17 protein-coding genes are annotated in these 22,550 nt (G+C 65.0%); 10 read left to right on the forward strand and 7 right to left on the reverse strand.

The window, feature by feature from the left end:
• The first annotated feature begins 280 nt into the window (after positions 1-280).
• Complete coding sequence (locus tag BXY53_RS13975; RefSeq protein ID WP_147361488.1) at positions 281-586, forward strand: hypothetical protein; 306 nt, start codon at positions 281-283, stop codon at positions 584-586.
• Positions 587-611: 25 nt separating this feature from the next.
• Here BXY53_RS13975 and BXY53_RS03125 read toward each other — a convergent pair whose 3' ends face one another.
• The gene (locus BXY53_RS03125; RefSeq protein WP_119060461.1) at positions 612-2,435 is read right to left on the reverse strand and encodes an aminopeptidase P family protein; all 1,824 of its coding nucleotides are present in this window, start codon (positions 2,433-2,435) and stop codon (positions 612-614) included.
• A gap of 195 nt (positions 2,436-2,630) precedes the next feature.
• Here BXY53_RS03125 and BXY53_RS03130 point away from each other — a divergent pair, with 195 nt between their 5' ends.
• Complete coding sequence (locus tag BXY53_RS03130) at positions 2,631-2,846, forward strand: hypothetical protein (protein ID WP_119060462.1); 216 nt, start codon at positions 2,631-2,633, stop codon at positions 2,844-2,846.
• An 81-nt stretch (positions 2,847-2,927) separates the two neighbouring features.
• Here BXY53_RS03130 and BXY53_RS03135 read toward each other — a convergent pair whose 3' ends face one another.
• From BXY53_RS03135 to BXY53_RS03150, 4 genes are all read right to left on the reverse strand, one after another.
• Complete coding sequence (locus BXY53_RS03135; RefSeq protein ID WP_119060463.1) at positions 2,928-3,842, reverse strand: 50S ribosomal protein L11 methyltransferase; 915 nt, start codon at positions 3,840-3,842, stop codon at positions 2,928-2,930.
• Positions 3,839-5,254 (reverse strand): TMEM143 family protein, encoded by a 1,416-nt coding sequence (locus tag BXY53_RS03140; protein WP_119060464.1) that lies wholly within the window; start codon positions 5,252-5,254, stop codon positions 3,839-3,841. Before BXY53_RS03140 ends, BXY53_RS03135 begins: the two co-directional genes overlap by 4 nt.
• A 90-nt stretch (positions 5,255-5,344) precedes the next feature.
• Complete coding sequence (locus BXY53_RS03145) at positions 5,345-7,672, reverse strand: ATP-dependent helicase (RefSeq protein WP_119060465.1); 2,328 nt, start codon at positions 7,670-7,672, stop codon at positions 5,345-5,347.
• Positions 7,673-7,711: 39 nt separating this feature from the next.
• Positions 7,712-9,418: a chloride channel protein gene (locus tag BXY53_RS03150; RefSeq protein WP_119060466.1), complete on the reverse strand. Its 1,707-nt coding sequence runs from the start codon at positions 9,416-9,418 to the stop codon at positions 7,712-7,714.
• 204 nt (positions 9,419-9,622) lie between these two features.
• Between BXY53_RS03150 and BXY53_RS03155 the strand changes: the two genes are divergently transcribed.
• The 7 genes from BXY53_RS03155 to BXY53_RS03185 all read left to right on the forward strand — a co-directional run bounded on the left by BXY53_RS03155 (position 9,623) and on the right by BXY53_RS03185 (position 20,627).
• The gene (locus BXY53_RS03155) at positions 9,623-13,357 is read left to right on the forward strand and encodes an AsmA family protein (protein ID WP_119060467.1); all 3,735 of its coding nucleotides are present in this window, start codon (positions 9,623-9,625) and stop codon (positions 13,355-13,357) included.
• Between the two features lie 208 nt (positions 13,358-13,565).
• Complete coding sequence (locus tag BXY53_RS03160) at positions 13,566-14,432, forward strand: SDR family oxidoreductase (RefSeq protein ID WP_119060468.1); 867 nt, start codon at positions 13,566-13,568, stop codon at positions 14,430-14,432.
• Between the two features lie 31 nt (positions 14,433-14,463).
• A complete protein-coding gene (locus BXY53_RS03165) occupies positions 14,464-15,402 on the forward strand; it encodes a histone deacetylase family protein (RefSeq protein ID WP_119060469.1) in 939 nt (312 codons plus the stop codon).
• Between the two features lie 27 nt (positions 15,403-15,429).
• Complete coding sequence (locus BXY53_RS03170; protein WP_119060470.1) at positions 15,430-15,690, forward strand: exodeoxyribonuclease VII small subunit; 261 nt, start codon at positions 15,430-15,432, stop codon at positions 15,688-15,690.
• A gap of 196 nt (positions 15,691-15,886) precedes the next feature.
• Entirely contained in the window at positions 15,887-17,830 is a 1,944-nt protein-coding gene (gene dxs, locus BXY53_RS03175) for a 1-deoxy-D-xylulose-5-phosphate synthase (RefSeq protein ID WP_245410338.1), read from the forward strand.
• Between the two features lies 1 nt (position 17,831).
• Entirely contained in the window at positions 17,832-18,569 is a 738-nt protein-coding gene (locus BXY53_RS03180; protein ID WP_119061735.1) for a TlyA family RNA methyltransferase, read from the forward strand.
• A 216-nt stretch (positions 18,570-18,785) separates the two neighbouring features.
• A complete protein-coding gene (locus tag BXY53_RS03185; RefSeq protein WP_119060471.1) occupies positions 18,786-20,627 on the forward strand; it encodes an ABC transporter ATP-binding protein in 1,842 nt (613 codons plus the stop codon).
• Between the two features lie 69 nt (positions 20,628-20,696).
• Here the strand turns inward: BXY53_RS03185 and BXY53_RS03190 are convergent, their stop codons facing one another.
• A complete protein-coding gene (locus tag BXY53_RS03190; RefSeq protein WP_170144318.1) occupies positions 20,697-20,930 on the reverse strand; it encodes a DUF2842 domain-containing protein in 234 nt (77 codons plus the stop codon).
• A 128-nt stretch (positions 20,931-21,058) separates the two neighbouring features.
• Here BXY53_RS03190 and BXY53_RS03195 point away from each other — a divergent pair, with 128 nt between their 5' ends.
• Positions 21,059-22,114 (forward strand): COX15/CtaA family protein, encoded by a 1,056-nt coding sequence (locus BXY53_RS03195; RefSeq protein ID WP_119060473.1) that lies wholly within the window; start codon positions 21,059-21,061, stop codon positions 22,112-22,114.
• A gap of 34 nt (positions 22,115-22,148) precedes the next feature.
• Here BXY53_RS03195 and BXY53_RS03200 read toward each other — a convergent pair whose 3' ends face one another.
• Complete coding sequence (locus BXY53_RS03200) at positions 22,149-22,544, reverse strand: DUF6746 family protein (protein WP_119060474.1); 396 nt, start codon at positions 22,542-22,544, stop codon at positions 22,149-22,151.
• Positions 22,545-22,550: the final 6 nt, after the last annotated feature.

Here is a 22,550-nt window from a genome sequence, read left to right on the forward strand (position 1 = left end):
TCTTCTCAGCGCCCTTGACGGCTGCGCCTACATTACATCCTCCGAGCATGTCATAAAGGAGTGCGGCGGCACGGACTGGGAGCGGTTCGCGGCGGAGAACGAGGGCGGGCGTGAGGTGGCGCGGCAGTACGTCTGCGGGAGGGCGATCTGGGATTTCATCCTAGGCCGCGAGACCCAGGATTTCTATCGAGAATGCATGGATCGCCTTGATTGCGGGGGTCAACGCGCGGTTTCTTTCACTTTCCGCTGTGACGCCCCGTCGGTCCGCCGCGAGATACGGATGAGTATCTCCAGCATTTGCCGTGATGGCGTCCTGATCGGCTACCTGTTTCACTCCCAGCTGATTGCGGAAACCGAGCGCCCGCGCGTGACGCTGATGGATCGGGACGCCCTGCTCAGATCATATCGCGCGCAGGCCAGCCTTCCCACACTCCAGGTGTGCAGCCTCTGTTTGAAGGTCCTTATGGAAAACGCGGACGGTGGCCTTTGGTGCGAGCCCGAAGAGTACTACCGCCGCGGCGGAACTGACGCCGTTCGCCTCAGCCACGGGCTTTGCCCAGTCTGTGCGCAGACATGGCGCAGTTGATGGCGCACGCGGAAGCGGCGTGCGCTTATCCTGCAAAGGGCTGCGTCGCCTGCTCCAGCCAGGCCAGCTCCTCGCCCCGCAGATGCGGGGCAAGCCTGGCGTGCACATGCGCGTGATAAGCGTCGAGCCAGGCGCGCTCGTCCTCGGTCAGCAGTTGGGGCACGACCAGTCGCCGGTCGATCGGCGCGAGCGTCAGCGTCTCGAAGCGCAGCATCTCGCGGTCCCCGCCGCCGACCGGCTCGGCCGGCAACACGAGCACCAGATTCTCGATGCGGATGCCGTATTCGCCCTCACGGTAATAGCCAGGCTCGTTTGAGAGGATCATGCCCGGCTCCAGTTCGATCATGCCGCGCTTGCTGATGCTGGCCGGGCCCTCATGCACACCGAGGAAGCTGCCGACGCCGTGCCCGGTCCCGTGATCGTAGTCCAACCCGGCTGCCCATAGCGCGCGGCGCGCGAACCCGTCGATGTCCACGCCGCGCGTGCCCTTCGGGAAGCGCGCGGTAGCGATAGCAATATGCCCTTTCAGGACGAGCGTGAAGCGCCGACGCATCTCCTCGGTCGGCTGGCCGATGGCGACCGTGCGCGTGATGTCGGTCGTGCCGTCGCGATATTGCCCGCCGGAGTCGACGAGATAGAGCGTGCCCGGCTCCAGCGGCCGGTTGGTCGCGTGCGTCACCCGGTAATGCACGATCGCACCGTTCGGTCCTGCCCCGGAGATCGTGTCGAAGCTGATGTCCTGAAGCTGGCCGGTCTCGGCACGGAAGGCTTCGAGTTGTTGGGCGGCGCTGATCTCGTCAATGCCGTTGCCCGGCGCGGACGCGTCGAGCCAGGCGAGGAAGCGCGTCACCGTCACGCCGTCCCGCAGATGCGCCGCGCGCGCGCCGTCAATCTCGGTCTTGTTCTTGATGGCCTTGAGCCGCACGCAGGGGTCGGTCGCCTCGCTGATCTCCGCACCGCTGGCCTCGACCAGGTCGGCCAGCCAGCGTGAGGCGTGATTCGGGTCGAGCCGGATTGTTGGCTTGCCCGCCTTTGCAAAGGCGGCGAGTTCGTTGGCCATTGCGTCGGGCGGGTGGACCGTGGCGATGCGGGCTAGCTCAGCGCGGACGTCTTCGCCAAGCCGGTCCGGTTCGATGAAGAGCCGCACCGAACCGTCTGCAGACACCAGGGCGCGGCACAGCGCGATCGGGGTGTGCGCGACGTCGCTGCCACGAATGTTCAACAGCCAAGCGACCGACTCCGGCGCGCTCAGCAGGACTGCGTCATCGCCAGCCTTCTTGAGCGCCTCCTGCACCCGGGCGATCTTGTCGCGTGCCGCCTCGCCGGCGAAGGTCAGCGGATGCAGCGTCACCGGGTTTTCGGGCGGCGCCGGACGGTCCGTCCACAGTGCCTCGATCGGGTTGTCAGGCACGGCGATCAGTTCGGCGCCAGCCTGCTCTGCGGCTTCGCGCAGCTTGCGCGCCCCGGAGATCGTCTGCAGGCGCGGGTCATAACCGAGCCGCTGCCCCTTCTGCAGGTTTTCGGCGAGCCAGTCATCCGGCTTGGTGTCCGGCACCTTGATGATCTCGAAGACCGTGCGGTCCGTTTGCTGTCCGGCCTGCAGCGTGTAGCGGCCATCGACGAACAGCACCGCGCTCTCGGGCAAGATCACCGCCAGGCCCCAGGATCCGGAAAAGCCGGTCAGCCACAAAAGCCGTTCTTCGGACGGCGGTTGGAACTCGTTCTGATAGGTGTCGGCGTGCGGCGTCAGCCAGGCGTCGAGCCCGCGCGCCGCCAGCACCTCCCGCAGACGCGTGACCCGCTGAGCGACGGCGGCCGGGCCGCCTCTATCCTCGAAATTCTGGAACATGACCAAGGTTGTAGCCGCTGCCGACGGCCCCATCAATGCCCACGAAACGCCATGCCATGAACACATGCACCGAGGTCATTACTGCAATGCACACGCGGCGCTTTTCCGCTTGACATGTCTGATCCAAATCACGGGGCAGGGTGCGACGACGCGCCCGGTCCGATTGGCGAACTCGTGGTGAAGAGGGCAAGTGTGATGAGCGAAATTAAGGTTCCGGTGAATTTCCTGCGGCTGTCGGAGCTTTTCAAGCGCGTGCCGAAAGCGTCCCCGGTATCGCGCGAAGATGAAGAGCAGCAGATACTCGACAGCTATCTGCGCGGTCTCGACGACGAGACTCTCGACCGCATCGGCTATTCCGCCGAGCAGATCGACCGTCTGCGTCACGGCAAGAGCGTGCGGCTGAGTGCTTAGAGCACTTTCGGCAAATGCGGCATCCGGTGTTGCATCAGAAGCCCAACGCCGGGGCGGACGCAATGACCGGGCAATTCCGTGCTAACGTGCTGGCAGGTCGCGGCGGCGTATCATGACAAGGGTGGTCCAGCCCGCCCGTTCGATACGCCGCCACAGCGCGAACCCGGCCGCATTGAACCGCCGGGTCACCCGCCATCCTTGATTGCGCAGGATCCCCGACAGCACGACGACCCCGCCCGGTGCGACGACGCGGCGGATGTCGTTCGCCATGCCCATGAGCGGCTCTGCGAGAATGTTCGCAAGCACAAGGTGATAAGGCGTGCCAGCATGGATCGCCGGGTGACGCAAGCCGTCAGCTTCTAGGCAGGTCACCGCATGAGCGGCGCCGTTAAGCTCGACATTGGCCCGGGCGACACGCACCGCAGTCTCATCGACGTCGGTCGCGAGCACTTGCGCTCCGCGTTTTGCCGCCGCGATGGCCAGCACCCCTGTTCCCGTGCCCACATCCAGCACATTCTCGATCGGCCTGAGCCGCGACAGCCAGTCCAGCGCAATGAGACACCCCAGCGTGGTGCCGTGATGCGCGGTGCCGAAGGCCTGGCCCGCGTCGATCTGGATGCCCAGCCGACGGCCGTGTACGCGGTCGCGGTCGTGGCTTCCGTGGACGACGAAGGTCCCAGCGCGGACCGGCGGAAGCCCCTGTTGGCTGTGCGCCACCCAGTCGATATCGGGCATCCGCGCGACGGAAAACGGTGGAAAGCCGGTCGGGTCGCCGAACGCCTTGCGCGCGGCTGTGCGGATTACTGGCAGGCCGGGCACTTCCGCGCCAATAACCTCGACGATCCAACCTTCGCGCTCATCCTCGTAATAGCTGAGGCTGACGGCCTCGGCGGCGTCGCGCGCTTCCAGATCGGCGTTGAGCACCTCATAGAAGCGCAGGGCCTCCGGCTCGCCCCCGGGGCAGATCGTCAGCCGGTATGTCACATCCGCTGTCACGCGGCGTAGCCCTGCCGGGTCAGGTCGCGGTCCAGTGCCTCACTCCATCGGCCGCGCAAGAAATCAAGCGCATCGCTGAGCGGCAGGGGGCGTAACTCGCCATCGGGCATCTCTGAAACGAGCCCGTCGCGGCTCAGCCGGTTCATCGCATCCGCGATGTCAAACCCGACGCGCACGCCGAATTCATGCTGGAGAAATTGCTCGATCGCCTGCTTCGCGTCCTCGATCTGGTCGCGATAGACCTTTTCCTTGAGCAGCAGCGAATAGAGAAGGATGTCTTCCTTGATGTCCTCTTCCTCGGCGCGGTCGATCAGCAGCGTCAGCGCGCCGCGATTGTTCGACAGGCTTTGGAAGTAGAGGTTCTGCGCAAGCTGCATCATGTATTTGTTGCGAGTGTTGAAGAAGTTCATCACCTGCCGAAAGAATACCGCGCCGAGGCCACCCAGCGCCATGATCAGACCGATCGGGTTGGTCGCCACGGTCGCGGTCGAGGCCATGATCTTGGGCACAGCGGTGATAAGACCGATCACCCCGCCACTGCCGCCGGTCACCCACAGCTTGATCTTGTCTATGTGCTTCAGGCGCACCTGCGTGTTCGGGAACAGCATCTCCAGGTCGATCTGCGGGATGTGCTTGAATACCTTGATGTGGATGCTGTGCGGACAGAGATGCGGCGGCAGATGCGCGCGCTCCTTCTTGACGCGCTTGAGTGCCTTCTTTTCGCTGATGCCGTACCGGCGCATGATCTCCTGCGCCCGCGCCTCCTCCGACTTGAACTTGAGCGCCAGGAACAGCCGCTGGAATATCGGCACGCGGTAGCAACGGTGCTTGAGGAACAGCCAGCGCCAGTCGCGCTCCCACCGCTCCTCCACGGTGGCCCCCCGCGCGTAAAGCATCAGATCCTCGAACTCGCTCAGCTCGACATGGACGGCCACGCCATAGGGCGAGTTGGCGGTGAGGATCTTGTCGACCTCGTCCTGCGTGATCTCGTCGTAATTCGCGCCCTCGATCAGCTTGCGCAATTCCTCGAACAAGCGTGCCTGATGCTCCGCGAGTTGCGCCTCGGGCAAATCGTCCACGCCGCAGATATCGGCGTCCGGGTCGAAGGGCAGATAGTTTTCGGTCAGGCGGTCGAGCTTGTCGGAGTAGTAGAGGTTGCGCCAGCGGGTTATGTAGTCGAACAAAAGCCGCACCTGCGCGGCGTCATGCCCCGGCCAACGATGCGGCGCGGCGAGCGCCTCCACCAGCGCGAACTGCGAGACGGGGATGAACTTCTCGTCACCGTCAAGGTCGCGGATGGCAGCGATCTCTATGACGTTGCCGGGCTCGACGGCGTTCGCATCCTCAATGACGGCGGTGGACCGCGATTCGTCGCCGGGGTATTCCTCGGCTGGAACGGCGCTCTGGCTCATCGGCTTGTCTCCAGGCTCGGCACGGCGGCGGCATTATGCCCCTGCCGGACCGGAATGGAAAGCGCGGAGGGCGGCCGGCCGCAAGGGGCGTTAATGGCGCTCGACGAAGGAGGCGACGACGCGCTTGCGTCCCGCCTTGTCGAAATCAACCGTCAGCTTGTTGCCGTCGATCTGGGCGATCTCGCCGTAGCCGAACTTCTGATGGAAGATCCGCTCGCCCAGGTCGAAGGACGGCGCGTCCGCGGTTTCCGAGGCGAGCAGCTTGCCGTCGATCGTTACAGGCCCGCGGCTCCCACCGTTGCCATTCTGGTAGGCGCGGGCGCGCCGGCGGCCCGGCGTATCGCGCTCTGAGGCCTGCGCCATGCCGAAGACGTTGACGTCGCTGCCCGGCGCGGCGAAGCCGTAAGCAGTCGGTGCCGGTGCGGCCTCCACGTGCTCCTCCGGCAGCTCATCGACGAAGCGTGACGGGATCGCGGCTTGCCACAGTCCGCGCACGCGCCGGTTCTGTGCGAAGGTGATCTTGGAGCGTTTGCGCGCCCGCGTGATACCGACATAGGCCAGCCGCCGTTCCTCCTCCAGCCCGGCGAGCCCGCTGTCGTCCAGTGCGCGCTGATGCGGGAACAGCCCTTCCTCCCAGCCGGGGAGGAACACCGTGTCGAACTCCAGCCCCTTCGCGGCGTGCAGCGTCATCAGGCTGACGCGGTCGCCGTCGCTGTCCTGCTCGGCGTCCATCACCAGCGAGACGTGCTCCAGGAAGCCGGCGAGCGAATCGAAATCGCCCATGAAGCGGATCAGCTCTTTCAGGTTTTCCAGCCGGGTCTGCGCCTGGGGTGACTTGTCCTGCTGCCACATCGCCGTGTAGCCGGATTCATCTAGGACCAGTTCGGCCAGCTCGGTATGCGGCATCTGCTCCAGCGCGCCGCGCCAGCGGTCAAACTGCGCGAGCAGATCGGCCAGCGCCTTGCGCGGCTTCGGCTTCAGCTCGGCGGTTTCCAGCAGTGTCCGCGCTGCCCGGGCCAGCGGCACGCCCTCGCGCCGCGCATGGCCGCGCAGCACCTTTAGCGTCGCCTCGCCCAGCCCGCGCTTGGGCGTGTTCAGGATGCGCTCGAACTTCAGGTCGTTGGCCGGGTTGAGGGTTACCTCCAGATAGGCGATCGCATCCTTGATCTCCTGGCGCTCATAGAAGCGCGGGCCGCCGATCACGCGGTACGGCAGGCCCAGCGTGACGAAGCGGTCCTCGAAGGCGCGCATCTGGAAGCTCGCCCGCACCAGGATCGCTATGTCGTTGAGGGCGTGGCCATTGCGCTGCAGCTGCTCGATGTCCTCGCCAATTAGCCGCGCTTCCTCCTCGTCGTCCCACACGCCCATGACGGAGAGCTGCTCGCCGTCACCATCCTGCGTATGCAGCGTCTTGCCCAACCGGCCCTGATTATGCGCGATCAGCCCCGACGCCGCGCCGAGGATGTGCCCGGTCGAGCGGTAGTTGCGCTCCAGCCGGATAACCTGCGCGCCGGGGAAGTCGTTCTCGAAGCGCAGGATATTGTCCACCTCCGCGCCGCGCCAGCCGTAGATCGACTGGTCATCGTCGCCGACGCAGCAGACATTGTGGTTGCCCTGCGCGAGCAGCCTCAGCCAGAGATATTGCGCGACGTTGGTGTCCTGATACTCGTCAACGAGCAGGTATTTGAACTTGCGGTGATAGCGCGCCAGCACTTCCGGGTTCTCGCGGAACAGGCGAAGGCCCTGTAGAAGCAGGTCGCCGAAATCGACCGCGTTCAGGTCGATGAGGCGCTGCTGATAGGCGGCGTAAAGCTCGCCCGCCCGGCCATCGGCAAAGCTGTACTGATCCTCTTCCGGCAGCTTGTCCGCGGAGATGCCACGGTTCTTCCAGCCGTCGATGAGGCTCGCGAGCACCCGGGGTGGCCAGCGCTTTTCGTCCAGTCCCGCGGCCTGAATGACCTGCTTGATGAGGCGAAGCTGATCGTCGGTGTCGAGGATCGTGAAAGAGGGTTGCAGGTCGACCAGTTCGGCGTGGCTGCGCAGGATGCGCGCTCCGATGGCGTGGAACGTGCCGAGCCATGGCATCCCCTCGGCAATACCGCCCGTGATCTCGCCGACGCGCTGCTTCATCTCGCGCGCGGCCTTGTTGGTGAAGGTCACGGCCAGTACTTCGTAGGGCTGCGCCCGGCCTGTGGCGAGGATATGCGCGATGCGGGTCGTGAGCACGCGCGTCTTGCCCGTGCCCGCGCCAGCGAGCACCAGGACGGGACCATCCAGCGTTTCAACCGCCTCGCGCTGCTCCGGGTTCAGCGCGTGCAGATACGGCGGGCGCGCTCGCGCGCGCTGCGACAGCGGCACCTTGTTTGCGGCGCGAGGCGCGGCCTCAGCCGATACGGCGTTTGCGTGATTCCTTGCCATGTTCCCGAACTATACCACAGGCGCTGGCCAAGCCACGCGCTACCTGTGCTCTTCCACATGTGCGGCCACCAGCGCCTTGTTGTAAGCGTCGATGGCGTCAAAATGCCGGACCCAGCCGATAAGGTCTTCGCTCTGCGCATCCACCACGGGAAGCCATTCCTGCCCTGTCTCGTCGAACACGCGCAGCGCGTGGCGCAGCGTGTGCGCCGGCTGTAGATACGGGCCTTCCTCTGGCTTGGTGGCCTCCTCCTCCGCTTCCAGCGGCGTCATCATGTCGCGCACCCGCACGCTGTGCACGATATGTTGATGCGGCCCCTCATGGAGAAATAGGCCACGATTGTTCAAAAGCCAGTGGAAATAGCTCACGCCGTGCACCGCTTGCGTCAGACCGTTCGAAATCGAAACGGTCAGAAGTAGCGCGATCGTCATCTGGTAGCCGCCGGTGAGCTCGAACACGATCAGCGTCGTGGAGATCGGCGCGCCGAGCACGGCGGCGGCCACCGCGCCCATGCCGAGAATGGCGTAGAGCCCTTCACCCGAGGCAAGCGCCGGAAAGATGCTCTCCGCGATCAGCCCGAAGGCGCCGCCCGTCATCGCGCCCAGATAAAGCGAGGGAGAAAACACGCCGCCACCCATGCGAAAGCCGAGTGTCAGCGCCGTTGCCGCCGTCTTTGCAAGCAGCAGCGCCAGCATGATCAACAATCCAAGCTGGCTATTGAGCGCGGCGTCCGTCGTGTCGTAGCCGACGCCGAGTACCTGCGGGAAGCTCAGCGCGATCGCACCCACACACAACCCCCCAACGGCCGGCTTAAGCCAGACCGGGATAGGCGTTGCCGTCGCGGCCCGGTCCGCCCCGATAATGGCGAACTGGAAGGCGATTGCCACTGCCGCCGAGGTCAGCCCCAGGAGCGCGAAGGCCGGAAACTCCCATAGTGAGGCGATATAGTATTCCGGCACGATAAATGCAGGGAAATTTCCGAGATGGACCCGCGCGATGATCGTGGCGACGACGCTGGAGATCGTGATCGGCACGAAAGCCCGCAGGGCGTAATGCCGGAGGATCACCTCATGCGCGAACAGCACGCCAGCAATCGGCACATTGAACGAGGCGGCCACCGCCGCGCTGACGCCGCAGCCAAGCAGCGTGCGCTGCGCGCCGGGGGCAAGGTCGAAGCGCTGTTCCAGTTGCGAGGCGATCGTCGCGCCGAGATGCACGACAGGACCTTCGCGACCCGCGCTTGCCCCGGTGCCCAGCGAAAGTGCGGAAATCAGCGCGCTCAGGAACCCGTCCCGCGCGGAAATGCGACATTTGCCGATCGCCACCGCCTCGATGACATCCGCCACGTTGTGCGGGCGGCGTCCGCGCTGAAACCGCAGCAGGATGAACCCGACGATCAGCCCGCCGGTAGCCGGCGCAAGCAGGATCACCCACCACGGAAGCTGCATTGCCGCGGCGGTGGTGGCCTTGTCCATCGTCTGGAGCCACGGCAGCTGGAAGAAGCGGATCGCCAGACGGAAGAGGATCGCTGCATAGGCTGCCGCGATACCGATGACCAGGGCCATCACCCACACGAGTGGCTGGCGCTCGGCGAAGAATTCGCTCACATTGGCGGTGAAACGGTCGGAGAAGAAGAGCAGCAGCCGCTCTTTGGCAGCGGAGAACAGCGAAACCCGATCAGCAGGCGAGTCGGGACCTTCTTGCGCGTTCGCATCCGTCTCGCCTGGCTGCTCGTTGGTGGTCGTCATCTCCGGCTGTCTGGAAATTGCGCGTGTTTGCCGCCGCGGCTTTTTCACACTACGGTATCACGATAACACAATGCACTACGACATCTTTGCAGGCTGGACGCAAGGCACCGGGCCAATCTCCGGCCATAGGCCCACGAGGATTTGCGTCTCGCGGCTGCATGGGGCAGACCGAGACCGATCTGAAACGCGATTCCGGAGTCACGCGTGAACGTCCTGCTTGCGGCCCTCACATCGCTGCTGATCGTCGTTTTCGCGGCCGCGTTCGCCGCGCCCTATGTGGTGGACTGGAACGAGTATCGTCCGGTGTTCGAGGCCCAGGCCAGCAAGCTCGCTGGTCGGCCGGTGCGTGTCGAGGGTAACGTCGATCTGACCATTCTGCCGGTGCCGGAGGTGCGCTTCGAGGCGGTGAGCATCGCTGATCGCGACGGCAGCTTCGACTCGCCATCCGCAACTGCGCGGGCGTTCCGAATGGCCCTGTCGATCCCACCGCTGCTGCGTGGGCAAATTGAGGCGCGGAAGATCGAGTTGGATCGGCTTTCGCTTCGCCTTGGGCTGGATGAAAACGGGCAGGTCGAGTGGCCCCGCATTGGCGAAGCAGCAGGTGGGCTGCCGTTCATGCCCGCGGACATCTCGCTGAAATCGGTAACGCTGAATGAGGCGTCGCTCGCCGTTGCCCGGCCGGGCGAGCCGGCACGCTGGCGCGTCGACGGCGTCAGCGGCGAACTCTCCGCGGAGACGCTGGGCGGGCCGTTCAAGTTCGCCGGGCAGGCCGTTATCGGTGATCATGTGCGCGACCTGCAGCTTTCCGTGGGCAGCATGACCGCCGAGGGGCTGATGCCGGTGAAAGCCGTCTCGCGCGGCGAGGTGGTGGTCTATCGCGTGGAAGGCAATTTGCGCGACTTGACCGACGGGCCAGAGTTCCTCGGCGACGTGGAGGCAAGCGCGCCGCAAACGCCGGAGGCGGGCGCGCAGGCGCCGCAATGGCGTGCGGAGGCGACGGGCCGCGCCACGCTGGATGGCGCCAACTTCGACGATTTCAGCGTGACGATCACGCGCAAACAGCGCACGCAGACGTTGAACGGCACGGCCCGGCTGACCTGGGGGCAAGGGCTGCGGCTCGATGCGGAACTTCGCTCGCAGTGGCTCGACCTTGACCTGCTGGCCGGCGCGCAGGTTCAGGACCGGATGCCGGCCGAGGTGTTGCTGCAACTGCCGGACCTGCTTGCCGATGTTCCGGTTCCGGCGCGGCGGGCACGCATCGACTTGCGGATCGCGCAGGTCAGCCTGGGCGGCGATCTGATCCGCGATGTCCACGCCGTGGCGCGGCGCGGGGATGGCGGCTGGGGCGTCGAGACTCTACAGGCTGGATTGCCCGGGGGCAGCAGCCTTGGATTCGAGGGGCAGTTCGCGCGCAAGGACGGCGCGCCGATGCTCGCGGGAAAGGTGCGCGCGAGCGGCAGCAATCTCGGACGGCTGCTTCAATGGGCAGCGCCGGAGATGTTCGAGGAGCGCGATGCGGCGGCCAAATCATTTTCGCTCAGCGGCGAAGTGGAGTCGGCGGTAGACGCGTTCAACATTTCGGAGATTTCCGCGCGGCTCGGCAAGTCGCGCTTGAGCGGCGACGTGCGGCTGGCCTTCGATCAGGCTTCGGCGACCCTCGATCTGGATGCGCGTACGCTTGATCTGCGTCCCTACATCCGCGGTGAGACCGCGGAGATGGTCGGCAAGCTCCTCGGCCGGGAAAACGGCCTGACGGCGCTGCAGGCAAAGAGGTGGCAAGTCGCTGTGCGGGCGAACCGGCTGATCCTGCCGGAGTTTGCTGCGAGCGATGTGCAGACGCGGTTGCGGATTGACCCCGAGGGGATCGTGGTCGAGACAGTATCGCTGCACGGCGCCGACGGCCTTCGGCTGACCGGCAGCGGGCGGTATCCCCTTGGAAAAACGCAAGCTGCGCCGGAGCTGCGCCTCAGTCTTGCGGCGAACAACGCGGCGCGGGTGGAGGAGGTCGCCAGAGCGGTCCCGGGCGCAGCGGAGTGGCTCGCCCCGCATGTGGCGCGGTTGCGCGCGGCGGCCCCGCTGCATGTCACGGCGAGTCTGCGGCCGAGCGAGGTCGAGAATGGCTACTGGCTGCGAATAGATGGCAGGGCCGCGCAGACCGAGCTTCTGGCCAATGCGCGTATCTATGAGGGTGAGCGCTATCACTTGGTGATCAATGCCGAGAACCGGACGCTGCGTGGGCTGGCACGCCAGATTGCCCCAGACCTGACCGATTGGCTGACCATCGAGGAGGCGACCGGCCCGGCGCGGCTACGCGCTGACTTCGCGGGCGCGGCTGGCGAGCCATGGACGGGCACGGCCGCGCTCGAGACCAGCGAGGTGCGGCTGGCCTATGATGGTTCGGCGGAGCCGGCGACATTGCGGCTCGATGGCGAGGCGACGGTGGAGGCGACCTCGGCCGAACAGGCCTTTGCACTGGCCGGTTTGCCTGCGGCCGGGAGCGGGGCGCTGGCCCTGCGCGCCTCGGTGTCGAGCGAGGGTAGCGTGTTCCGGGCGCGCGACCTCCGCGTGGATCTGGCGGAGCACACGACAACAGGCAATGCGCGGCTCGATGTGTCTGGCGCGGTGCCGGAGGTCGAGGTCAATCTCAACGCCGGGCGGTTCAATCTGGCGCGTGCAGGCGCGCTGATACTCGAGCGCCGCGAACAAGGAGCCCAAGCTTTCTGGCCAGACGCGCCTTTCGCGATTGACACGCTGAGCCGAGTGTCCGGCAACCTGTCGCTGGCGGCGGACGAACTGGCCGTGGCCGAGGGCCTGATCCTGAGAGACGCGACACTCATGGCCCGGCTGGAGGACGGCGCGTTGCGCGTCCCGATGGTGTCCGGGATACTTTATGGCGGGGAGGCAGTGGCCTCGGCCGAACTGCGGCCGGCGCGCGGGCGCACTGTATTCGATGGCGAGATCGTGATCACCGAACTCGATCTGGCACAGTTGCCGCACGGCCAGGGCGCGCCGCTTGCGACGGGGCGGGCGGAGGTTAGCCTGCGGGCGGAGAGTGAGGGCCTGTCGCCGCGCGGGCTGATGACAGTGATGTCCGGCACGGGCCGGATCGAACTCGGAGCGGGTGAAATCCGCGGGCTGGACCCGCAGGTCCTTGCGCGCACGGCGCGGGCCTATCTGGCAGCCGAAGACCAGCCCGAAGAGACGGTCGCGGCGCAGCTGGCCCAGCCGCTGCGTGAAAGCCGCCTCGCACACGACGGGGCACAGACCGCACTTCGCCTGAAAGACGGTGCGTTGCGCCTGCTGGACACGCAGGTTTTCAGCGATCCTGAGGGGCTGGCGGTCGAGGCTCGTGCGCGCGTGGACCTGACCGAAATGGAGCTGACGAGCCGCTGGGATGTGGGTGCGGTGCTGAACGGCGAAGAATTGCCGGATGTACGCGTGACCTTCGCCGGGCCACTAACGAACTTCGGCAGGTTGGAGCCGCGCATCGACGCGGATGACCTGGAGCAGTTCCTGACTGTGGCCCGGGTCGAGCGCAACGTCGAGCGGCTGGAGGAGCTGCGGCGCCAGCGCGACACCGACGGGCCACCCGTCGAAGAAAGCGCGCCTGGACAGGACCTAAGTGCTGCAAGTCCTGCCGAGACGGACGCACGGGCCCCGGACGATACCAGCCTCGGCGACATTCCGCTGGAGACGCTGGACCCCTTGCCCGGCTTCAGCACGGAGATCGAGGAGACGCCTGCGCCGCCAGACACCCCCGATGCCGGAGAGGCGCAGACCGCGGAGACACCGTCCGAGCCTGCACCGGACTCAACGACGCCTGGAGCATCGCTCGACGATCCGCAGGTGGTTGAAGATGCCCGCCGCGAGATCATGCGCGAGCCACCACGACGGCCGCAGCCGGAGCAGGACCGATTCTTCGAGATATTCAGTAACTGAGCCGCCCCGCTCCACGCGAGACGGCGGTTGCGGCGCGTGTTTTATTCTGTACCCTGAAAGAAACGCTTCGCCGCAAAGACAACGAAACCCGCGGCGCTTGAGGAAACGCAACCGTAACGACGTGTAACGGCGCGACTATCGCGCGCAGGCCATGCGGCAAGCCGATCATGCCCGGCCGCGGGGCTGACACGTCGAAGGGATACCGCGCATGAGCAGCCTAGAGGGCAAAACCCTCTTCATTTCCGGGGGCAGCCGCGGCATCGGCCTGGCCATCGGGCTGCGCGCCGCACGGGACGGCGCGAACGTCGCGCTGGCGGCCAAGACGGCCGAACCGCATCCCAAGCTGCCCGGCACGGTCTACACCGCGGCTCTGGAGATCGAGAAGGTCGGCGGTAATGCCCTGCCCATCGTCTGCGACATCCGCGACGAGGCGCAGGTGCAGGCGGCGATCGACCAGACGGTGCAGACCTTTGGCGGTATCGACATCTGCGTGAACAACGCCAGCGCGATCAGCCTGACCGATACGCGGTCAACGGAAATGAAGCGGTTCGACCTGATGCATCAGGTGAATGCGCGTGGCACCTTCATGGTCTCGAAGCACTGCATCGCGCATCTGTGCCGGTCGGACAACCCGCATATCCTGATGCTCTCGCCGCCGCTGGACCTGAAGCCGCAGTGGTTTGCGGGACACCTGGCCTATTCGCTGGCGAAATACGGCATGAGCCTTTGCGCTCTGGGGCTTTCCGAAGAACTCAAGCCGCTGGGCATCGGCGTCAATGCGCTGTGGCCACGCACGACCATCGCCACGGCCGCTATCGCCAATATTGTGGGTGGCGAAGATGTGATGCGCGCCAGCCGCAGCCCGGAGATTGTCGCGGACGCCGCGCACGTGATCCTGACCAAGCCGGCGGGCGACTTCACCGGGAACTTCTGCATCGACGACACGTTGCTTGCCGAACACGGCGTGTGCGATTTCGACCGCTACCGGATCGACCCGACCGTCGACCTGACGCCGGATTTCTTTGTGCCCGAAGACAGCGAACCGCCCGCGCCGCTGACTGCTCCGGGCCGCTGAGAACACGACAACAAGGGCGCTGAAAGACCCCATGCCGACACTTCTGATTTCGCATCCCGTCTTCCTTGAGCACGACACGGGCTATGGCCATCCCGAGCGCCCGGACCGCCTGCGCGCCATCGAGCAGGTGCTGGAGGACGAGAGCTTCCAGTTTCTGCATAGGGAGGAGGCACCGCTTGCCGAGGAGGACGCCATCGCGCGGATGCATGGCCCGGACTACATCGCGGCGGTGAAAAAGGCCGCGCCGGAAAGCGGGCATGTATATGTCGATGGCGGCGATACGGTGATGTCGCCGAAAAGCTGGGAGGCGGCGCTGCGTTCAGCGGGTGCCGCGATCATGGCAGTGGATCAGGTTGTCACCGGCGCGGCGCGTAACGCCTTCTGTGCGGCCCGGCCTCCCGGCCACCACGCCGAGACTCGTCAGGCGATGGGCTTCTGTTTCTTCAACAATGTCGCCGTTGCCGCGGCCCACGCGCGCGCAGCGCATGGGCTGGAAAGGGTCGCCGTGATTGACTTCGATGTTCACCATGGCAACGGCACGCAACACATGTTCTGGTCCGAGCCGAACCTGTTCTACGGCTCGACACATCAGATGCCGCTGTTCCCGGGTACGGGGGAGTGGAGCGAGCAGGGCGTCGCCGGCAATATCGTCAACGCGCCGCTGCGCCGGGGCGACGACACCTATCACTTCCAGGAAGCCTTCGAGAGCCGCATTCTGCCCGCGCTGCACGACTTCTCGCCCGATCTGGTGATCGCCTCGGCGGGCTTCGACGCGCACCGCAACGACCCGATCGGCGGCCTGGGCCTGCGCGAGGAGGATTTCGCCTGGGTGACGCGGAAACTTCTGGATGTCGCCGACAAACACGCGAACGGGCGCTTTATTTCCGTGCTTGAAGGCGGCTACGATCTCGGCGGCCTGGCGCGATCCGTGGAAGCGCATTTGCGCGTAATGATGGAATACGGATCGTGATGGCGCAGCGAGATCGCTGGAGGGGTCATGGCGAAACAGCAAGACAAGGCCAACGCCGACATCAAGGACATGTCGTTCGAGCAGGCGCTCAAGGAGCTTGAGCAGATCGTCGGGCGTCTGGAGCGCGGCGATGTGGAACTTGAGCAATCCATCGCCATCTATGAGCGTGGCGAAGCCTTGCGCGATCATTGCGACCGGCTTCTGCAGCGCGCCGAGGCCAAGGTAGAGAAGATCAATCTCAGTGAAGACGGCCAGCCGACCGGCACGCAGCCCTTGGACGTGGAGTGAACACGCAGCCCTTGGACGTGGAATGAAATTGCGCCGGTCATGCAAGGCGCGATAATCCAAAGCCTCTCAAAGCGCATATCCCTTATGATATGCACGCAAGTTTTGCCGACACGCGGACGAAAGTGTAAACTTTATATGACAGCGGGCGCCAGCCTGTGACATCCTACGTGGTAATCGCGTGAGGGACGCAAGGATCGTGAGTTCAGACAGCAAGACGCCTCTACTCGATCAGATCATCACCCCGGACGACCTGCGAGCGCTCGATGAATCCCAGCTGCAGCAGGTCGCGGAGGAACTGCGCGCGGAAACGATCGACGCCGTATCGGTCACCGGCGGGCATCTCGGCGCGGGTCTCGGGGTGGTCGAGCTGACCGTGGCGCTGCACTACCTGTTCGACACGCCTGCGGATCGACTGATCTGGGACGTCGGGCATCAGGCCTATCCGCACAAGATTCTCACCGGCCGCCGCGACCGCATCCGCACCCTGCGCCAGCCAGGCGGTCTGTCGGGCTTCACCAAACGCGCAGAAAGCGAATACGACCCGTTTGGCGCGGCGCATTCCTCCACATCCATCTCGGCAGGCCTGGGTATGGCGGTCGCCCGCGACTTGAGCGAGGATAAGGACAACAACGTCATCGCCGTGATTGGTGACGGCGCGCTCAGCGCGGGCATGGCCTACGAAGCGATGAACAATGCCGGCGCGATGGACAAGCGCCTGATCGTCATCCTGAACGACAACGACATGTCGATCGCCCCGCCGGTGGGCGCCATCAGCCACTATCTCGCGCGGCTGACCTCTTCGGGTACATATCTCTATCTGCGCGACATCGTGAAACAGCTCGCCAAGCGCCTGCCGAAGGGCTGGGAGCGGCGCGCGGCCCGCGCAGAGGAATACACCCGCAATTTCTGGACCGGCGGCACCCTTTTCGAGGAGCTCGGCTTCTACTACGTCGGACCAATCGACGGGCACAACCTGGAGCACCTTGTGCCCGTGCTGCGCAATGTTCGCGACGCAGAGCAAGGGCCGATCCTGGTTCACTGCGTCACGCAGAAGGGCAAGGGGTATGAGCCGGCGGAGAACTCGGCGGACAAGTATCACGGCGTGTCGAAGTTCGACGTTATTACCGGCGCCATGTCCAAGCCCAAGCCCAATGCACCGAGCTACACCAAGGTGTTCGCCAACAGCCTGATTGATGAGGCGCGCCGCGACGACAAGATCGTCGCCATCACGGCCGCGATGCCCTCGGGCACGGGGCTGGACCTGTTCGGCGAGGAGTTCCCGGAGCGCACCTTCGATGTCGGCATCGCCGAGCAGCACGGCGTGACCTTCGCCGCCGGGCTGGCGACGGAAGGCTACCGCCCGTTCGCCGCGATCTACTCGACCTTCCTCCAGCGCGCCTATGACCAGGTCGTGCATGACGTGGCGATCCAGCAGCTTCCGGTGCGCTTCGCCATCGACCGCGCGGGCTTTGTCGGCGCTGACGGACCGACCCATGCGGGGTCGTTCGACGTGACCTACCTGTCGTGCCTGCCCGGCTTCGTCGTGATGGCGGCGGCGGACGAGGCGGAACTGCGCCATATGGTTGCGACGGCGGTGCAGATTGACGACCGGCCCAGCGCGCTGCGCTATCCGCGCGGCGAGGGCGTGGGCGTGGAGATGCCGGAGCGCGGCGAGCCGCTGGATATCGGGCGCGGACGCGTCGTGCGGGAGGGGAATAGCGTTGCGCTCTTGTCGTTCGGCGCGCGGCTGCAAGAGTGTCTGTCGGCAGCCGATCAGCTTTCGCGCCACGGTTTGTCCACCACGGTCGCTGACGCCCGCTTCGCGAAGCCGCTGGATCACGACCTGATCCGCCGGCTGGTGCGCGAGCATGAGGTGGTCGTGACGATCGAGGAAGCCTCCGTCGGCGGCTTCGGCAGCCATGTGCTGCACTTCCTTGCGCAGGACGGGCTGCTCGATCAGGGCCTTAAAATCCGCACTCTGGTCTTGCCTGACGAGTTCGTTGATCAGGGCAAGCCCGAGCAGATGTACGCTGATCACGGTCTCGACGCCCGCGGCATCGTGCGCACCGTGTTCAGCGCGCTGGGCCGCGAGATGACCCCCGAAGACGTTGGCGCGGCCGGCCAGGGCGACGCAGGATAAGGTGGCCGAGACATCGCGTCTCGACATCACGCTGGTAGCTCGGGGCCTCGTCGGAACCCGCGCGCGGGCGCGCGATCTGATCAAGCGCGGACTGGTGCGTGTGGACGGCGCGGTCGTGACGAAAGCGGGCGCGTTGGTTCAGGACACCGCAGAAATTGCCGTCATCGGCGAGGAAGCGGCTTACGTCTCGCGCGCGGCGCTCAAGCTTGTCGCGGCGCTGGACACCTTCGACCTTGATCCGGCTGGCCGCGTGGCACTCGATATCGGGGCGTCGACGGGCGGCTTCACACAGGTGCTCATCGCGCGCGGGGCCTCCCGGGTTTATGCGGTCGACGTCGGCACCGGGCAGCTTCACAAGAAGCTCGTTGCCGATCCGCGAGTGATCGCGCTTGAGCAGCGGGACGCGCGCGACCTCACACCCGGGGATGTGCCGGAGCCAGTCGGTGCGATCACGGTCGATGTCAGCTTCATCTCCTTGCGGCTCGTTTTGCCGAATGTGATGCGTTTCGCCGCGCCGGATGCCTGGCTGGTGGCGCTGATCAAACCGCAGTTCGAGGTGGGGCGGGAGCATGTCGGTAAGGGCGGCATCGTGACCGATGCGCACGCGCGCGACCTGGCAGTGGAGACCATCCGTAAGCTCGTGGCGGATCACGGCTGGCACACGCGGACTCCGATCCCCTCGCCGTTACGCGGGCAGAGCGGCAACCAGGAATATCTGCTGGGCGCTTGGCACGGCTAAGGTGAATATGCCACACTGTTGCCACCATGTTGCACCACCTCTTGCAGAGTCAGCGGGCTGCGGGCCTGCGACCGGGATCAACACCAGCAGGACATAACCAATGGTAAAGCGCGCCGTCGTTACCACGCGCGGCTGAACCGCTCGGCCTCTTGGCCGCCTCGCTCAGCCGTGTGATCATTTTTCTCAAGATACCAAGAACACACGCGAGCGAGTTTCATGTTACGCTGGATCGAACAACGTATTTCCCCTTTTCGACGTGCCTCTATTGACCGGCCACCCGAAAATCTGGCGCGGTTTTTCTGGCATTATTGCCGCCAAATCTGGGGCACATTGCTGGCCGTCGTCGTTATCGGCCTGGTCGCCGCGCTGATCGAGGTCGCGCTGTTTACGTTCGTTGGGCAGATCGTTGATCTCGCCCGCGCCGCCGATTCGCCTGAGGCCTTCTTCGCCGAGCATGGCAGCACGCTGCTGCTGATGGCGGCGTTCGCGGTATTGCTGCGGCCGCTGACCTTCATGGCGCATATCGCGATCATCAACCAGTCGCTCTATCCGTCCTTCACCGGTCTGGTCCGTTGGCAGTCGCACCGCTACATGCTGCGGCAAAGCCCATCCTTCTTTCAGGATGATTTTGCCGGTCGGATCGCCAACCGCGTGATGCAGACGGGAGCGGCCCTGCGTCAGGCGGTCGTTGAAGTCACGGATTCCCTGTGGTTTGTGACGATCTATGCGATCTCGGCGATGGCGGTCCTGTTCTCGGCCGATCCGTGGCTGATGGTCCCGCTGTTCATCTGGCTCGCAGCCTACGGCTACATGCTGTACTCCTTCGTGCCGAAGGTGAAGGAGCGATCGTGGATCCAGTCGGATGCACGCTCCACGCTGGCCGGCCGGGTCGTGGACAGCTACGCCAACATCATGACGGTCAAGCTGTTCGCCCGAACCGAACGGGAGGACGACTACGCCGCCGAGGCGCTGGACGACCATACCCGCAAGTTCCGGGACCAGATGCGCCTGCTTTCCGTCATGGAGGGCATCCTGTGGACGATGAACGGCGTGATGATCGTCACGACCGTCGGGCTGGCGTTGTGGCTGTGGAGCCAGCAGCTCGTCACGCTCGGCGCGATCGCCGTCGCGGCGGGTCTCGTCATCCAGATCAACAACATGTCCGGCTGGACGATGTCCGTCGTCACCAACGTTTTCGAGAATATCGGACAGGTGCAGGAGGGCATCCAGTCGATCTCCAAGCCGCTGCGGCTCGTCGACACGGAGGACGCCCGTCCGCTCAAGGTCACGCGTGGCGAAATCCGCTATGAGAACGCCACCTTCCACTATGGCAAGGAAGGCGGCCTGATCCAGGATCTTAGTCTGACCATCCAGCCGGGCGAGAAGGTGGGGCTGGTCGGGCGCTCAGGCGCTGGCAAGTCGACATTGGTGAACCTGCTCCTGCGCTTCCATGACCTGGAAGGCGGGCGCATCCTCGTGGACGGGCAGGACATCGCGCATGTCACGCAGGAAAGCCTGCGCCACCAGATCGGTATGGTTACACAGGACACGTCGCTGCTACACCGCTCGGTGATGGACAACATCCGTTACGGCCGGCCGGATGCAAGCGATCAGGAAGTCTTCGAGGCAGCGCGCCGCGCGCACGCGCATCACTTTATCCCCGACCTTCAGGACTGGAAGGGCCGCCGCGGCTATGACGCTCATGTCGGCGAGCGAGGCGTGAAGCTTTCCGGCGGGCAGCGCCAGCGTATCGCCATCGCACGCGTGTTGCTGAAGGATGCGCCAATCCTGGTGCTGGACGAGGCCACCTCCGCGCTCGACAGCGAGGCCGAAGCGGCCATTCAGGAACAGCTCTACAATCTGATGCAGGGCAAGACGGTCATCGCCATTGCGCACCGGCTCTCGACGATCGCGATGCTGGACCGGCTCGTGGTGATGGACCAGGGCCAGATCGTCGAGCAGGGCACGCATGATGAGCTGATCCGCACGGGCGGCATCTACGCCCAGCTCTGGTCGCGACAGTCCGGCGGCTTCCTGTTCGAGGGGAAGGTTGCGTAGAGTGCGTTCCGAAAAGCGGGAGCCGGTTTTTCGGAAACATCTTGCGTGGAATGCATTTCAGGCGCGCGGCTAGCCGCCGGGCGCCTTTTCGCTGTGCTGCGCGTGGCGTGGGCGCATCCACCAGATGATCGCCGCGCAGACGGCAAACCAGATCGCCGCGACGACGAAGTAGAAGGCGAGTTGCAGGCCGAGCGAGGTACCCGGCAGGCGCATGATGGCCACCGTGATCGCGAACCACAGGTAGAACACCGTGAACACGACCATTCCCATCACGCCGATGAATTTGCGAGTGCGATCCGACATGGCGCGCACCATACTCAAACGCCCGACCGCGCGCCAACGGAAAAACGCTGCCCACCCCGCGACACTGCGCGCGCTTGCCGGTATGTCCGTGACAGACTAAATCGCGGAAAAGATTTCGGAGACAGGACATGACCGACGCGGTCGCGCTCAACGGGTCACGCGCCAAACCCGCAAATGCGGACATCGCCATCCGTATCTGGCTGGGCTGCGTCATCGCGCTCATCTTCGCGATGGTCGTGGTGGGAGGTGCGACGCGGCTGACCGGCTCGGGCCTGTCGATCACTGAATGGAAGCCGATCCTCGGGGCGATCCCGCCGCTCTCGGCAGCGGACTGGCAGGAGGCGTTCGACAAATACCGCCAGATCCCTCAGTACCAGCTCGTCAACAAGGGCATGAGCCTCGAGGAGTTCAAATTCATCTTCTGGTGGGAGTGGGCGCACCGCTTCCTTGGCCGGTTCATCGGCGTCGCCTTCGCCTTGCCGTTTCTTGTGTTCGCCTTTGCCGGCACCATCCGCCGCGATCTCGCGCCGAGCCTGATCGTGCTGTTCGCGCTGGGCGCGCTACAGGGCTTCATGGGCTGGTACATGGTGCAGAGCGGGCTGGTCGACCGCGTGTCGGTAAGCCAGTACCGGCTGGCAGCGCATCTGGGGCTGGCGGCGATCATTTACGCGGCGATGATATGGGTGGCGCTTGGGGTCGGCCAGCCGGCGCGGACGATCAAGCGAAGCTGGGCGTGGCTGTCAGCCGCCGGACTGGTGGTGTTCTCATTCATCCAGATCGTGCTGGGCGCATTCGTGGCGGGCATGAAAGCCGGGTTCGCCTACAACACCTGGCCGCTTATGGACGGCGAGTTCGTCCCTGATGGGCTATTTGTCATGCAGCCCTGGCATCTCAATCTTTTCGAGAATGCGCTGACCGTGCAGTTCAACCACCGCATGGCGGCCTACATGCTGTTCGGCTGGGCGATCCTCCATGCCATTGCGATGATGCGCACGGAGCGGGCGGGTCGGCTATCCGCGGTGTTTTTGGCTGGCGCGGTGACGCTGCAAGCGGTGCTCGGCATCTGGACGCTGGTGGCGCAAGTGCCGCTCAGCCTCGGTCTGGTGCATCAGGCTGGCGCCTTCATCGTGCTTGCGATCGCTGTATATCACTTGCACCGGCTGTCGCGCGGATTGAAGGGCTGAGCGCCGAGCCCTTCAACCTGGCGCGAAACGTGGGTCAGGGCACCATTTGGCCAGCCGTTTCCAGGTACGCTTTTCCGGCCTCGCGCACGGCCTCTTCCTGGTGAGCTTCCGAGGCACGGTGGAGTGTTTCGAGGGTCTCTTCCAGCTCCTCCATGCCTTCTTCCATGCGCTCCAGCGCCTCTTCAAGCGTGTAGGTCGCCTCGTGGATCTCCTCGACATCGGCTGGCGACAATTCGGCCTTCTCCAGCACCTTGGCGATGCGCTTGTTGTATTCCGAGAAGTTCTTCACCGCTTGTCCCAGCGTTTCTGACTTCTCAGCGCGGTAGTGTTCGTACTCCTCTTTCTCGTCTTCGCTGGCCAGAGCCGGACCCGCAAAGGCTGCTGCCGCCATAGCGCCCGCCAGAGTCAGTACGCCAAGCCTGATGCTCATGTTTCT

This window comes from Dichotomicrobium thermohalophilum (assembly GCF_003550175.1).
GTDB classification, from domain to species: domain Bacteria; phylum Pseudomonadota; class Alphaproteobacteria; order Rhizobiales; family Rhodomicrobiaceae; genus Dichotomicrobium; species Dichotomicrobium thermohalophilum.

Excerpts from the sequence above, each read along its gene's own strand:
- BXY53_RS13975 (WP_147361488.1), top strand. The coding sequence starts at position 281 with ATGAGTATCTCCAGCATTTGCCGTGATGGCGTCCTGATCGGCTACCTG.
- BXY53_RS03125 (WP_119060461.1), bottom strand. The coding sequence starts at position 2,435 with ATGTTCCAGAATTTCGAGGATAGAGGCGGCCCGGCCGCCGTCGCTCAG.
- BXY53_RS03130 (WP_119060462.1), top strand. The coding sequence starts at position 2,631 with ATGAGCGAAATTAAGGTTCCGGTGAATTTCCTGCGGCTGTCGGAGCTT.
- BXY53_RS03140 (WP_119060464.1), bottom strand. The coding sequence starts at position 5,254 with ATGAGCCAGAGCGCCGTTCCAGCCGAGGAATACCCCGGCGACGAATCG.
- BXY53_RS03145 (WP_119060465.1), bottom strand. The coding sequence starts at position 7,672 with ATGGCAAGGAATCACGCAAACGCCGTATCGGCTGAGGCCGCGCCTCGC.
- BXY53_RS03150 (WP_119060466.1), bottom strand. The coding sequence starts at position 9,418 with ATGACGACCACCAACGAGCAGCCAGGCGAGACGGATGCGAACGCGCAA.
- BXY53_RS03160 (WP_119060468.1), top strand. The coding sequence starts at position 13,566 with ATGAGCAGCCTAGAGGGCAAAACCCTCTTCATTTCCGGGGGCAGCCGC.
- BXY53_RS03165 (WP_119060469.1), top strand. The coding sequence starts at position 14,464 with ATGCCGACACTTCTGATTTCGCATCCCGTCTTCCTTGAGCACGACACG.
- BXY53_RS03170 (WP_119060470.1), top strand. The coding sequence starts at position 15,430 with ATGGCGAAACAGCAAGACAAGGCCAACGCCGACATCAAGGACATGTCG.
- BXY53_RS03185 (WP_119060471.1), top strand. The coding sequence starts at position 18,786 with ATGTTACGCTGGATCGAACAACGTATTTCCCCTTTTCGACGTGCCTCT.
- BXY53_RS03190 (WP_170144318.1), bottom strand. The coding sequence starts at position 20,930 with ATGTCGGATCGCACTCGCAAATTCATCGGCGTGATGGGAATGGTCGTG.
- BXY53_RS03195 (WP_119060473.1), top strand. The coding sequence starts at position 21,059 with ATGACCGACGCGGTCGCGCTCAACGGGTCACGCGCCAAACCCGCAAAT.
- BXY53_RS03200 (WP_119060474.1), bottom strand. The coding sequence starts at position 22,544 with ATGAGCATCAGGCTTGGCGTACTGACTCTGGCGGGCGCTATGGCGGCA.